The organism is Klebsiella indica (genome assembly GCF_005860775.1).
GTDB lineage: Bacteria > Pseudomonadota > Gammaproteobacteria > Enterobacterales > Enterobacteriaceae > Klebsiella > Klebsiella indica.
In genome coordinates, this window is the sequence record NZ_VCHQ01000003.1 from 149,674 (window position 1) to 163,431 (window position 13,758).

The window sequence follows — 13,758 nt, forward strand, 5'->3', positions numbered from 1 at the left end:
TCCTGAAAAGCGCATTCCCCGTCCAGGAACGGGGAATGGCGCGACTATGCGCTTTGCCGTACGTGCGCAATGAGCGCGTTTTTTTCTTGCTGGCTTAAAAACGCCAGTTCCAGGCCATTGATCTGCGCCTGGCGAATCTGCTCCTGACTCAGCCCGGCAGCCGGGGCAGCGACGGTATATTCGTGGATAATATCGACGCCCTGAACGGCGGGATCATCGGTGTTAATACAGGCCAGTACACCCTGTTCCAGGAAGGTTTTCAGCGGATGCTGAGCCAGCGATGGCACGGTGCTGGTCTGAATATTTGACGTCAGGCAGGACTCAATACCGATTCTCTGTGCGGCAAGAAAATCCATCAGCGCCGGATCCTGCACCGCCTTTACGCCGTGACCAATACGTTCCGCACCGAGTTCGCGAATTGCCTGCCAGATGCTTTCCGGTCCAGCCGCTTCGCCCGCATGTACGGTGATACGCCAGCCTGCATCACGCGCGCGGCTAAAGTGGTCGATAAACCGATGTCCAGGGAAGCCGAGTTCATCCCCGGCCAGATCAAGGGCGGTAATGCCTTCACGATGGGCGAGCAGGGCTTCCAGTTCTTCCTGACAGGCCGCTTCACCGAAGGTGCGGCTCAGGATACCGATCAGCCGCGCTTCGACGTTAAAGTCGCGGCTGCCTTCTTTTACGCCAGCGATCACCGCTTCCACAACGCCCGCTACCGGGAGCTGGTGGGTCATTGCCATATAGCGTGGAGAGAAGCGGAGTTCGACATAATGCAGGCCGTTTTGCGCGGCATCTTCGAGGTTTTCATAAGCGACGCGGCGGCAGGCTTCCAGAGAGGCCAGCACTTTCACCCCCCAGTCAAGCTTAGAGAGAAAGCTGACCAGGTCAGGCTCATTGCTGGTGACCTGTACATGTGGACGCAGTGTGTCGAGAGTGGTTGCCGGAAGAGGCAGGTTAAACTGACGGCCAAGATCGAGGATGGTTTGGGCCCGGATATTGCCATCAAGGTGGCGATGGATGTCGGTTAATGGCAAAGTTAAATCAATCATGGGCGCACTCTTTTTAGTTAAAGTGCGCACCATTGTACATCAGAGTCATATCGTCGTCATACTTCACGTTATCTGTATGCCGGCGGTGGCGCGGATAGCCAGGATGAAAATTATTCTGGCAAGGAAATTGTTCATAGCAAAACGCTATTAATCATAGTCAATCCGTATTTAATTTTGCCTGTCAAATTTTCTATAGTCTCCAGTGCTATTTTTCCCCGCGCTGAGTAGCGGGCTATTTTAAAAAGGACTCTGGGAATATGATTTTCACGTTAAAGAAATTCGCGGTACCGCTGGTTGTAGCCAGTACGCTGCTGTTGGCTGCCTGCAAACCGGGAGAGCAGGACCCTAATCATATCAAAGTCGGCATCATGGCTGGCGTTGACCAGGATGTATGGGCGGTGGCGCAGAAGGTGGCGAAAGAGAAGTACAACCTCGACGTTGAGGTGGTGACCTTTACTGATTTCGTTCAGCCCAACGAGGCGCTCAACAATGGCGATCTGGATGTCAACGCTTTCCAGCACAAGCCCTATCTCGACAAACAGATTCAGGAGCGCGGTTATAAGCTGGTTCCGGTCGGCAGGACATTCGTTTATCCGATAGCTGCCTACTCGAAGAAAATCAGCGCGATCGCGCAACTGCCGGATGGTGCGCAGGTCGCGGTGCCGAACGATCCCACCAATCTCGGGCGTTCACTGCTTCTTTTGCAAAAACAGGGGCTTATAAAGCTTAAGGATGGCGTAGGGCTGTTGCCAACGTCGCTGGATATCATTAGCAACCCGAAAAAGCTAAAAATCATCGAGATCGAAGCGCCGCAGCTCACTCGTTCGCTGGACGATAAGCAGATAACGCTGGCGATTATTAACACCACTTTTTCCAGTCAGGTGGGGTTATCGCCGTCGCGTAACGGTCTGATTGTTGAAAGTAAAGATTCACCTTATGTGAATATTTTTGCCAGCCGGATCGAAAATAAAGACAGCGAAAAAGTGAAAAATCTGGTTAAAGCCTATCAAAGCGATGAAGTCGCAACCGCTGCAGAAACACTGTACAAAGGCGATGCGGTTAAAGGCTGGTAGCGTTAAGGTTAAATACAGGATTTTTTGTCGGCCCGGCAAGCGAAGCGCTGCCGGGAAATTACAGAAAAAGACACTTTTTTAGCAATCTGAAGCCGGTAGCTCGCTACCGGCTTTTTATCGCTATTTTTGAATCAAATAGCGGATGGTTGGCCCGTCCTGTTGAATATCAAGTACCGTATAGCCGTGATTTTTCGCATCCAGCGGAATATTGTTAATCGACTGGGGACAGTCGCTGACCACTTCCAGAATCTCGCCTTTCTTTAATGAAGGCAAGGCTTCAAGGGTGGCGATAGCCGGATAAGGGCAGGGTTCGCCAACCATATCAAGGCGATAATCAGGAACGAAAGTTTTCATGCTGTCTCCTTAATGGCCGTTGTGGCAAAGGGTTTCCGGCGGAAAAAACGCTTTTCCCAGACGATAACCAGTATCAGCGCGATCAGTAACAAAAGATAGGTCACCAGCAGGCCGCCGAAAGGGCCAAAGGCCGCCAGAAGGTTGACTTTATCCCAGTGCGTGGCCAGCGCCGGAGAGAGTCCGTCCCAGTAGTATGCGAGGATAGTTGATCCGATAACGTTGCCCAGACCAACCCACCAGTAATGCACCTGGCCCTCTACCGCACGATACATCCAGCCGGTTTCGCAACCGCCTGCCAGCACAATGCCGAAACCAAATAACAGACCGCCGATAACCGCATTCGGCCCCGCCCACATAATTTTCGGTTCCATACCCAGTTGCACGTAGCTGAAGATACCGATAGCGCTGGCGGCCATACCGAAAATAATCGCTTTCGCCATATTGGTGCGACCGGTGATCCACATGTCGCGGAAGGCGGAAGTAAAACAAATTTGCGCCCGTTCGATAAGCAGCCCGAATCCTACGCCAAACAACAGCGCCATACCGAGTTTGGGGTGGTTAGCCGCAGTCAACAGCCCCCAGGCGATCATGGCGAAAAAGACCACCATCCCGTAGCGGAAACGACGTCGAGCCTGGTCAGGTTTTTGCGTCAGCGGTGACGCTTGCGACACTTTCTGCATCTTAACCGGGATACGAAAGACGGGCAGGAGCGTAAAGCGAGCGCCGAACCAGGTGCCGATGGCGGTCGCGATAGCAAAAAACCAGGCGTGCAGAGAAAATTGCGGAATACCGGTGAAGAAGGCGGCCAGATTGCAGCCCATTGCCAGACGGGCGCCGAAACCGGCGATAATCCCGCCAGCGACGGCCTGAAGAATACGAATCCGGCTGCGGGGAAAACGTAGCTTAACGTTATTCGCCCACAGTGCGGCGGCGAAACAGCCGCCAAACATGCCGATAATCATCATGCCATCGATTCGGGTGAGCGGTGTGCCGTCAAGATGAATCAGTTTATAGTAGCCCCATTCTTCACTATGCACGCCGACCAGTTGCAGTAATTGCCCGCCCCAGCGGGTGAATTCACCGGTCACGGCCCAGAAGGTGCCGGTAATGCCGAAGTAGTAGGTGGAGAGAATGCCTGCAGCGATAACAGCGGGAACGGGTGACCAGAATTTAATCATCCATGTTTGTTTGAATTGTTGCCATTTCATGAAAATGCCTCTGAACTCAGAAGGTATTACCCGTAGCGGGTTGAAGAGATGCGATAATACGCTGCTTAGTGCCTAAAAACACTCGACAGGATCAAATTGAACAATAAAGCGCATACCAAAGGCCACTCACTGTTGTTGGTGGCCTTTACAAACCCTGATATCAATCACCGTTTGCGCGATGAGTTAAGCGCTGAACCGTCTCCGCGTTCCTCAGTTAATGCAACCCGCGCAGGGCGGCAATCAACCCTTGTACACCCTTTTCCAGCTTCGCGCGCGGGCACCCGGCGTTCAGGCGGACAAAACCCTTTCCCTCATCTCCGTAGGTGTCGCCGGGCATGATGGCGACCTTCTGCTCCTCAATTAACGCTCTTTGCAGGGAGCGGTCATCAATGGCCAGCGGCCGCAGATCAATCCACGCCAGATAAGTTGCCTGCGGTGGGCGCCAGTTCAGTTCAGGAAACGCCTGATTCAGCTGGTGGGCGATATAGCGCATATTTTCTTGCAGGTATCCACGCAGGGCATCCAGCCAGGGCGCGCCTTCGCGATAGGCAGCAATATGCGCGACCAGCGCCGGCACGGAAGGAGAAGAGAGGCCATCGCGGTTTTTAAGCGCATGTAGATAGCTTTCACGCACGGCGGGATCGTCAATCATCCCGTATGCGCCAGTAAAAGCCGGTATATTGAAGCTTTTCGAGCCGGAAGTGAAGAGCGCCCACGGGCTGCGGGCGACATCGCACCACGGCGTGTGCTGATGCCCGTCCCACACCATATCCATATGGATCTCGTCGCTAATCACTTTCACGCCGTGCTTTTCACACAGCCGTGACAGGATTGCGAGCTCTTCGCCGGTCCACACCTTGCCGGTCGGGTTGTGTGGGCTACACAGCAGCAGTACGGTATTGCGCGGCTCAGCCAGTACCCGTTCCATCTGCGCCATATCGCAGTGCCACTGATTGTTATTGCGCGTTAGCGGAACCGGGACAAGGCGCCGCTGGTTGCTTTCGATGGTTTTATAAAAGGCGTCGTAGGCCGGCGTGTGTACCACGATACCGTCACCGATCTCTGACCACTGGCGAATCATCTCCGCCACCATATAGATAACCGATGGCCCGTAAACAATGACTTCGCGGTCGATTGGGCTATGAAAACGGCTGGCGAACCAATGCGTCACCGCGTTGAGAAATTCCTCGTTTTTCCAGCGGCTATAACCAAAAACGCCGTGCGCCAGCCGTTTGCTGACGGCATCAAGAATGCAAGGCGCGGTGGTGAAATCCATATCTGAGATAGTAAACGGCAACAGATCGGCCGCGCCAAAGCGATCGGCAACATAATCCCACTGCGTACACCAGGTTCCATGACGATCAACCGGTGTTGAAAAATCAAACATCAGAATTTCCTTAATCATCACCCCCTCATGACAGAGGGGGCGGAGCTTATGCCTCGACGGTATTCATCAGGACGGCCATTTCATCTTTCACAGACTGTACCTGCGGGCCAATAACCACCTGCAGGTTGTGCTGGTTAAGCTGCACAACACCGATAGCGCGATTCGCTTTCAGCGCAGCACTATCGACTTTGCTCATATCGTTCACTGACAGGCGCAGACGGGTAATGCAATTATCGAGAGAAACGATATTTTCCGCGCCGCCGAGCGCCGCCAGAATTGCCGGAACGTTATAACCTGATTTTCCGGTGACGCTGGTGACGGCCTTCTCAAATGTACTATGAGTTTCAACATCGCGCCCTGGCGTTTTCAGGTTAAAGCGGGTGATGGCGAAACGGAAGATGCCGTAGTAAACCGCAAACCAGATTGCCGCGACAACCGGTACCATGTACCACCTGGTGGACAGGCCATGGAGAATGCCGAAGACCACAAAGTCGATAATGTTACCGTCGGTGTTGCCGATAGTAACCCCGAGGACAGCCATCATGGTGAAGCCAAGACCGGTCAGCAAGGCGTGGATAACGTACAACACCGGAGCGACAAACAGGAATAAAAACTCCAGCGGTTCAGTGGTGCCGCCAACCACGCAGGCGATGACGCCGGAAATCAACAGCCCCTTAATTTTATGGCGGTTTTCCGGGCGAGCGCAGTGATACATCGCCAGCGCCGCACCCGGCAGACCGCCGAGGAATGCCGGCATTTTTCCTTGTGAAAGGAAACGGGTTGCGCTTTCAGAGAAGCCGTGGGTGGTCGGACAGCTCAGCTGCGCCTGGAAAATAGTCAACGCGCCGCTGACGCTGTGACCGCAAACGTCCATCGTTCCTCCCGCTTCGGTAAAACGAATCAGCGCCACCAGGATGTGGTGCAGGCCGAAAGGGAGGAGTAACCGTTCCCCGGTGCCGAAAATCATCGGGCCAAAATCACCCGCACTATTGATAATGCGGCCGAGAGCATTTATGCCCATAGCGAATACCGGCCATACAAGAGGAATAACGAGGCCGATTAAGCCGAGAACCACGGTGGTAATGATCGGCACAAAACGGGTGCCGCCGAAAAAGGCGAGCGCGTCCGGCAGACGGATAGTGTGAAAACGCTCATGCAGCATCCAGACGATGATCCCGGCGATCACCGCGCCGAGGATCCCGGTGTCGATGGATTGAATGCCAATAATATTCTGAATGTTATGGGCTTTAAGAACAGCAGCATCGGTGGTTGGCAGAATCCCCTTTGCTGTCAGCCAGAAGTTAACCGCGAGGTTCATGACGGCATAACCAACAAAACCAGCGAAAGCGGCAACGCCTTTGTTTTCACGGGCCAGACCCAATGGAATGGCGATACAGAACATCACGGGCAGAAAGCTGAAGGCGAATGAGCCGATTTTACTCATCCACACAAACACCGCCTGTAGCAGCGGCAGATCCAGCCATGGCAGGAGAGTAAGAACATCATGGCTACTTAAAGAGCTGCCGATCCCCAGCATGATCCCGCAAAAGGAGAGGAGCGCCACGGGCAACATAAAGGTTTTCCCTAACTGCTGGAAAAATTCCCACATCGTAATTTTGGTTGCTGTTTTCGTCGTCATAACACGAATCCCGGTTCTTTATGTTATTGGTAGGAGGTAACGTGACGGCAAGATAAAACGTTTTACCTTTTTTTAGTGCGATAAAAATCACATATTCAAGCGATAATAAGGTTTATAAAGAGAGCATGATGATAAAACGTTTTATCGACAGCCAAAGGGAGTCGGCCTGAAGTTATGGCTATCGCGAAGAAAATCACCATTAATGATGTCGCGCAGGCGGCGGGGGTATCGGTCAGTACGGTATCGCTGGTGCTGAGCGGCAAAGGACGTATCTCGTCGGCAACCGGCGAGCGTGTCAATCATGCGATTGAGCAATTAGGCTTTGTGCGTAACCGGCAGGCGGCATCTCTGCGCGGCGGGCAGAGTGGCGTTATCGGCCTGATTGTCAGCGATCTGTCGAAACCGTTCTATGCGGAAATGACTGCCGGATTGACCGATGCGCTTGAGTCTCAGGGCAAAATGGTTTTCCTGACTCAGGGAGGGCATTGTGGTGAAAAAATGCTCCAGCGTTTTGATACCCTGGTATCGCAAGGCGTTGATGGCGTTGTGATTGCCGGGGCGATTGACCAGGGCGCGGAACTGCGCGATCGGGCGGCGGAGGCTGGCATGCCGCTGGTATTTGCTTCCCGAGCCAGCTATCTCGACGATGTCGATCTGATCCGTCCGGATAACATGCAGGCGGCTCAAATCGTCACCGAACATCTGATCCGCCGTGGGCATCAGCGCATTGCATGGCTGGGAGGACAAAGTTCATCTTTAACTCGTGCCGAGCGGGTAGGCGGCTACTGTGCGACTTTGCTGAAATATGGTCTGCCGTTTCATAGCGAATGGGTGATTGAGTGTGATGCGAGCCAGAAGCAGGCGGCAGAAGCGATGACGGCTCTGTTACGGAAAAATCCAACGATTAGCGCGGTGTTATGCTACAACAGCGTGATTGCTACCGGTGCATGGTTTGGCCTGATGCGCGCCGGGCGGCAGAGCGGCGAAGATGGTGTTGAAAGCTATTTTGAACAGCGCGTCGCGCTGGCGGCATTTGCCGAATTACCCGAAGCCGCGCTGGACGATCTGCCGCTGACCTGGGTGATAACCCCTGCGCGTGAAATGGGAAAAAGCCTGGCGGATTGTATTTTACGGCGTATGACAGAGGGGCAGGGAACGGCCAGAAATCAGATAATGTCCCCCCGACTGGTTACCCGGAAATAGCCCCTCGTAAGGGGCTATTCGTTGCTTACTGCTGTGAAGCGGCTGGCGGAACCGCTTCTTGCGGCGCTGCTGGCTCAGATACCGGAAGCCCTAATCCAAACATCCCGGCAAACTCATCCAGCGGCATTTTCTGCCCGTTGAGCGTCACCTGGCCATCAGCGTACTGCAGGCTGGTGGTAATGGCGTTATCTTCCATGGTGGTAATACGGAACATCTGCCCCATAGCCGCCAGGCCTTTCACCTGCTGATCTGCCAGTTTGGCGGCGTCTGCCGGCTGGTAGCCTTCAAGCCCGGCAATTCGGGTCATAAACTCTGTCGCCATCGCTACCGGGATCACCAGCTTGCCGTCGAGGGACTTAACGCTACGATCCACTTCATCCGCCAGGGTTTGCGGCGGCGCGGTGATCAGCGACGGATCTTTCAACAGAACCGAAAGGTTTAAGGTGGTTTCGCCTTTCGCATTGTGCCAGCTCAGCGGCGAAATGGTCAGTGACGGAGTGCCTTTGAGCATCATCGGCAGCAAATTTAAAAACGTTTTTACCAGCGCCTGATTATACAGATCGCGGTTCTGCGCCAGTTGCGGGTCCGCCATCAGCGCCTGCGCTTCGGCATTGTATTTTTGACTGAACTGATGGAAAGCCTGGCCATCAATATTGTCCAGTTTCACGGTTAACCTGCCGCCACCGATATCCTGATTTTGCAGTTTCAGGCTGTTCACGGTGTAATCCAGTTGACTATTAATGCCTTTACCATCGGTGGTCAGCGAAGAATTGCCATCGATTTTCATTCCTTCAAACCGCGCCAGCTCTTTGCCTTCAACGCCAATTGACATCTTTTCCAGCGCGAGGGTTTGTTTGCCAATGCGCTCGTTGAAACTGGTCAATTGGGTCTTGCCATCAGCCTTCAGGTTATTAAAGGTGAACTGGACTTTCTGGTTATATTCGTTGACTGCGTTGATCTGCCCGCTGTCCGCCTCGCCGGTCAGACTGATGGTTTTGCCCTCGCGGTCGGCATCCAACTGGAACTGGCCGCCGCTGAAGGTGACTTTTTCCTCACCGTTGGTGTAATCCAGTGGTTTGAGCACAATTGCGGACTGATTATCGCCATTCCATGCGATACGCGTATCAATGGTGAATGGCGTATCGCCTTTCGCAATATTGAACAGCGCCTTGCTGGTGTCATTGTTGACTAACGTGGTTTTGACGGCAGCCATTGATGGGACGAGATTGCCGTTTCTGAGTGAAGACAGCGGGAAGGGGCCGTGATCGACAACGTCGTCAAAAAGCAGCGATTGCCCGGCGGCGAGCCAGCCGGTCTCTTTTCCGGAAATGGGTTTAACCACCAGTTGCAAATGGCTGCTGAACAGGCCTCGCTGATAGTTTTGGTAAGTCAGCTCCACGCCTGCCTGCGGTAAGCTATTTTGCAACTGGGCATTAGCCTGCTGCACCATAGCAGCAATATGGCTTTCCAGCTGTTTCCCGGTGTACCAGGCTCCGCCTGTCCAGACGACGCCCAGCGCGATGATAACTCCTGCTACGACCAGCGATTTTTTCATAGTATTTATCCATAAATGAAACCAGGCGGAGGGTACCACCTGGTTGTGTTGTCATGATGGGAAAGTCTGGCAACTGTGGCTAAAAAGTTCAGTATATTACTGGAGCTTATTGAACACGCGCGCCACACGCCCGGAGCCGCTCACCTGCACTGGCGATTCGTTACACGCGATGAAGGCCGATTCGCCTGGCTTCAGCGCCAGACTCTGCTCGCCTTTAGTGATAACCGCTTCACCCTCAACGCAGAACAGAATCGCCGCGCTATCCTGAGCGATAGTGGTCGCCTGTGCTGACAGATCGTGCAGGGAGAAGGCAAAATCATCAACCGGAATCGGGAAATCCAGCGTCGCTCCGTGGGAGACCGGCTGAGTCAGCAGCTCGTTCGCCGGTTTTGCTGCAAATTTGACGTTAGCCACCAGTTCAGGAATATCGATGTACTTTGGCGTCAGCCCCGCGCGCAGGACGTTGTCTGAATTGGCCATCACTTCCAGCGCCACGCCCTGAAGGTAGGCGTGCGGCGTTTCCGCGAACAGGAACATCGCCTCACCCGGATTAAGCCTGACGACATTGAGCAACAGCGGAGAGAACAGGCCGCTATCGTCCGGATAGAATTCGGCAATCAGGCGAATAGTCTGCCACGGCTCGCCCTGTTCGTTATCCAGCGCGACCTGCAGGACGCTTAGCGCATGCGTCTTCTGTTCGCCTTTCATATTCAGCAGGCCGGCAAACAGCTTACGTAGATGCTCTTCGTCCGGCTGTGCGAGGAACTGGGCAATAGCCGGATGAGCATCGGCCACTGGCTGCAACAGGTTCACGATCTCGGCAAATTCGCGGAAGGCGTTCATCGCGAGGAACGGCGTCAGGGCGAAAACCAGCTCCGGCTTGTGATTCGGATCTTTATAGTTACGCTCAGCGGCATCAAGCGGGATCCCGGCGGCATTCTCTTTCGCGAATCCCACCTCTGAAGCTTGTTTGTTTGGATGAACCTGAATCGACAGCGGCTGTGAAGCACAAAGAACTTTGAACAGGAAAGGGAGTTCACCGAAGCGCTCAGCCACTTTAGCGCCGAGCAGGGCCGCTTTGTCGCTGTTGATCACTTCGCGCAACGAACGCTGGTGACCGGTAGTATCCAGAATCCGCGAGCTACTTTTCGGATGCGCTCCCATCCACAGTTCGGCCATCGGCAGGTTGTCTGGATTGGCAATTCCATACAGTTCGGTTAAGGCGGTGTGACTTCCCCAGGCGTAGTTTTGCACTGAGTTGATGAGTTTTTGCATTCTCAATCCCTGTTCCACTTGATAATTATTCTCTCTATTAAACCAGCAAACGGGCGATAAGCAACCGGGGAGAAGAAAAAGTCGTCTTTGTCTCAGTTTTTGTTAAAGAATTGTGTAAAATCAACTAACTCGCTTTTCTACGGGCAAATGGAGTGTCTGCCCGAATTATAATCATCCAGGCAGTAAGTGAGAGCACAATGTCGAATAAACCATTTGTATATCAGGATCCTTTTCCACTGAAAAAGGACGATACCGAGTATTATCTTCTCAGCAGTGATTACGTCTCCGTCGCCGAATTTGCAGGCCAGGAGATTCTGAAAGTTGAACCTCAGGCGCTAACGCTACTGGCACAACACGCTTTCCACGACGCCTCCTTTATGCTTCGTCCCGCTCATCAGCAGCAGGTTGCCGATATCCTTAACGACCCGCAAGCCAGCGAAAACGATAAATACGTGGCCCTGCAGTTCCTGCGCAACTCGGATATCGCCGCCAAAGGCGTGCTGCCGACCTGCCAGGATACCGGCACCGCGATTATTATGGGCAAGAAAGGCCAGCGCGTATGGACCGGCGGCGGCGATGAGGCCGCCCTGGCGCAGGGGGTTTATAACACCTATACCGAGGACAACCTGCGCTATTCGCAGAACGCGCCGCTGGATATGTATAAAGAGGTCAATACCGGCACCAACCTGCCGGCGCAAATCGACCTCTACAGCGTTGATGGCGACGAGTACAGGTTTCTGTGCATCGCCAAAGGCGGCGGCTCGGCCAACAAGACCTACCTCTATCAGGAAACGAAGGCGCTGATTACCCCGGCAAAGCTGAAAAACTACCTCGTAGAGAAGATGCGCACGCTGGGTACCGCCGCCTGCCCGCCGTACCATATCGCTTTTGTGATTGGCGGCACCTCGGCGGAAGCGACCCTGAAAACGGTCAAACTGGCGTCCACCCACTATTATGACGGGCTGCCGACTGAAGGCAACGAGCACGGCCAGGCATTCCGCGATGTGCAGCTGGAGCAGGAACTGTTGCTTGAGGCGCAGAATCTCGGCCTCGGCGCACAGTTCGGCGGCAAATATTTCGCGCACGATATTCGCGTCATCCGTCTGCCGCGCCACGGGGCCTCCTGCCCGGTGGGCATGGGGGTTTCCTGCTCGGCGGACCGCAATATTAAGGCGAAAATCAACCGTGAGGGGATCTGGATTGAGAAGCTGGAGAGCAATCCGGGCCAGTATATTCCCGAACATCTGCGCCAGCAGGGTGAAGGCGAAGTGGTGAGCATCAATCTCAATCAGCCAATGAGCAAGATTCTGGCCCAGCTTTCCGCCCATCCGGTGTCGACGCGTCTGTCGCTGAGCGGGACGATTATCGTGGCGCGGGATATCGCCCACGCGAAGCTGAAAGAGCTGATTGATAACGGTGAAGCGCTACCGCAGTACGTAAAAGACCATCCCATCTACTACGCGGGCCCGGCAAAAACGCCGGAGGGTTATGCTTCCGGCTCGCTCGGTCCGACCACCGCCGGGCGCATGGATTCCTATGTGGACCTGCTTCAGGCGCACGGTGCAAGCATGGTGATGCTGGCCAAAGGCAACCGCAGCCAGCAGGTGACTGACGCCTGCCATAAACACGGCGGTTTCTATCTCGGCAGCATCGGCGGCCCGGCAGCGGTGCTGGCGCAGCAGAGCATTAAGAGCCTGGCGTGCGTGGCGTACCCGGAACTGGGAATGGAAGCCATCTGGAAAATCGAAGTGGAAAATTTCCCGGCCTTTATTCTGGTAGACGATAAAGGTAACGACTTCTTCCAGCAGATCCAGAATAAGCAGTGCGCAGGTTGTTCACAACGTTAGCGTCAGGTTAGCCTGACGCTCAGGGCCGCCACATGGCGGCCTGCTTTATCCCCTATTCCCGCAAACTCGATTTCCGCGTTTTCAACCGCCCGGCAAGCGTTACGTGGGTGGCCGCATCCTCTTCGTTACACAAATACTCCACGGCAAGCCGCCCCAGTTCGCTGTAAGGTAACTGGATACTGGTTAATGGCGGTGTCAACTGTTCGGAAATTTTTTGATCGTCGTAACCCGCCACCAGAATATCGTCGGGAATTACTATGCCCTGCTTCGCCAGCGCCTGATAGCATCCAATCGTCAGCCAGTCACTGGCGCAAAAAATAGCATCAGGTGGTGTTTCCAGCGCCAACAGCTTTAGCGTCGCCTGATAAGATTCACTGAACTGCCAGTTAGTTTCGCAAACCCATTCATTCAATACGGTAATTTCCGCCTGCTCCAGCGCCGCACGCCATCCTGCCAGACGCTGCTTTGTGGCATCCATCCATGCTTCACCGGTAATATGCGCCACGCGCCGTGCGCCCTGATGAATCAGGTGGCGTGTCATCTGGAAGGCGTTGGCGTAATCATCCGGCACAAAAGACGGCAGCAACGGCGAGTCGGGGTCCCGCTGGTTAAGCAGCACCAAAGGCAGTTCAGTACAATCGCGAAACTGAGACATATCGCTAACGGCGGTCACCGGCGAAGCCAGGATAATCCCCACACAGTTACGTTTCTCCAGTTGGCGGATTATGTTGAGCGCCAGCTCCGCATCATCACCATATTCATATACCGTCAACAGGATTTCATTGCGCCATGCCGCTTCGCGAGCCTGGCTAATGGCATCAATAAACGGATCATAGCTTTGCAATGATCCGATCAGCAGCGCGATCTCTTCTTGATTACGCGGAGAGTGGATCGCAGGCAAGCGGGCATACCCCAGCGCCGTCGCCACTTCGATCACCCTCTGGCGCGTCTCTTCGCTGAGTTTAATATTGCGTGACTGATTGAGCACCAACGATACCGTGGCCTGAGAAACGCCTGCGGTTCTGGCAATATCGTTCATCGTCACTTTCGTTTTACGCTTCATCATCCCTTCCCTTTGCCCATGGAATCAACATCATAACCGCAGTTTGCCTCAGTTGCGCTCTCGCTCACGTTTCTTCACCTTGATGCCGCCAGTATTGTGACCATT

Annotated in this window: 11 protein-coding genes; 3 read left to right on the forward strand and 8 right to left on the reverse strand. The window is 54.1% G+C overall.

Annotated elements, in window-relative coordinates:
* Positions 1-44: 44 nt before the first annotated feature.
* Positions 45-1,049 carry an adenosine deaminase gene (gene add / locus FE839_RS02830; protein ID WP_138358923.1) on the reverse strand — a complete coding sequence of 335 codons (1,005 nt, stop codon included), beginning with the start codon at positions 1,047-1,049 and terminating at the stop codon, positions 45-47.
* 257 nt (positions 1,050-1,306) lie between these two features.
* On the opposite strand from add, the gene metQ reads away from it, so the two are divergent.
* Positions 1,307-2,122 (forward strand): methionine ABC transporter substrate-binding lipoprotein MetQ, encoded by an 816-nt coding sequence (gene metQ / locus FE839_RS02835; protein ID WP_138358925.1) that lies wholly within the window; start codon positions 1,307-1,309, stop codon positions 2,120-2,122.
* Positions 2,123-2,242: 120 nt separating this feature from the next.
* On the opposite strand, the gene yedF is transcribed toward metQ, so the two are convergent.
* From yedF to malX, 4 genes are all read right to left on the reverse strand, one after another.
* A complete protein-coding gene (gene yedF / locus FE839_RS02840) occupies positions 2,243-2,476 on the reverse strand; it encodes a sulfurtransferase-like selenium metabolism protein YedF (protein WP_138358927.1) in 234 nt (77 codons plus the stop codon).
* A complete protein-coding gene (gene yedE / locus FE839_RS02845; protein ID WP_138358929.1) occupies positions 2,473-3,684 on the reverse strand; it encodes a selenium metabolism membrane protein YedE/FdhT in 1,212 nt (403 codons plus the stop codon). Before yedE ends, yedF begins: the two co-directional genes overlap by 4 nt.
* A 214-nt stretch (positions 3,685-3,898) precedes the next feature.
* The gene (locus FE839_RS02850) at positions 3,899-5,071 is read right to left on the reverse strand and encodes a MalY/PatB family protein (protein WP_138359025.1); all 1,173 of its coding nucleotides are present in this window, start codon (positions 5,069-5,071) and stop codon (positions 3,899-3,901) included.
* Positions 5,072-5,117: 46 nt separating this feature from the next.
* Positions 5,118-6,710: a maltose/glucose-specific PTS transporter subunit IIBC gene (gene malX / locus FE839_RS02855; RefSeq protein ID WP_138358931.1), complete on the reverse strand. Its 1,593-nt coding sequence runs from the start codon at positions 6,708-6,710 to the stop codon at positions 5,118-5,120.
* 174 nt (positions 6,711-6,884) lie between these two features.
* Here malX and FE839_RS02860 point away from each other — a divergent pair, with 174 nt between their 5' ends.
* On the forward strand, positions 6,885-7,913 hold the full coding sequence (locus FE839_RS02860) for a Mal regulon transcriptional regulator MalI (protein ID WP_138358933.1): 1,029 nt from the start codon (positions 6,885-6,887) through the stop codon (positions 7,911-7,913).
* Between the two features lie 25 nt (positions 7,914-7,938).
* Here FE839_RS02860 and FE839_RS02865 read toward each other — a convergent pair whose 3' ends face one another.
* Together FE839_RS02865 and manA are read right to left on the reverse strand one after the other, a co-directional pair.
* Complete coding sequence (locus FE839_RS02865) at positions 7,939-9,468, reverse strand: YdgA family protein (RefSeq protein WP_138358935.1); 1,530 nt, start codon at positions 9,466-9,468, stop codon at positions 7,939-7,941.
* Positions 9,469-9,564: 96 nt separating this feature from the next.
* A complete protein-coding gene (gene manA, locus FE839_RS02870) occupies positions 9,565-10,743 on the reverse strand; it encodes a mannose-6-phosphate isomerase (protein ID WP_138358937.1) in 1,179 nt (392 codons plus the stop codon).
* A gap of 197 nt (positions 10,744-10,940) precedes the next feature.
* Between manA and fumA the strand changes: the two genes are divergently transcribed.
* Positions 10,941-12,590, forward strand: a complete 1,650-nt coding sequence (gene fumA / locus FE839_RS02875; protein WP_138358939.1) for a class I fumarate hydratase FumA — start codon at positions 10,941-10,943, stop codon at positions 12,588-12,590.
* 52 nt (positions 12,591-12,642) lie between these two features.
* Here fumA and FE839_RS02880 read toward each other — a convergent pair whose 3' ends face one another.
* The gene (locus FE839_RS02880) at positions 12,643-13,653 is read right to left on the reverse strand and encodes a LacI family DNA-binding transcriptional regulator (protein WP_138359027.1); all 1,011 of its coding nucleotides are present in this window, start codon (positions 13,651-13,653) and stop codon (positions 12,643-12,645) included.
* Positions 13,654-13,758: the final 105 nt, after the last annotated feature.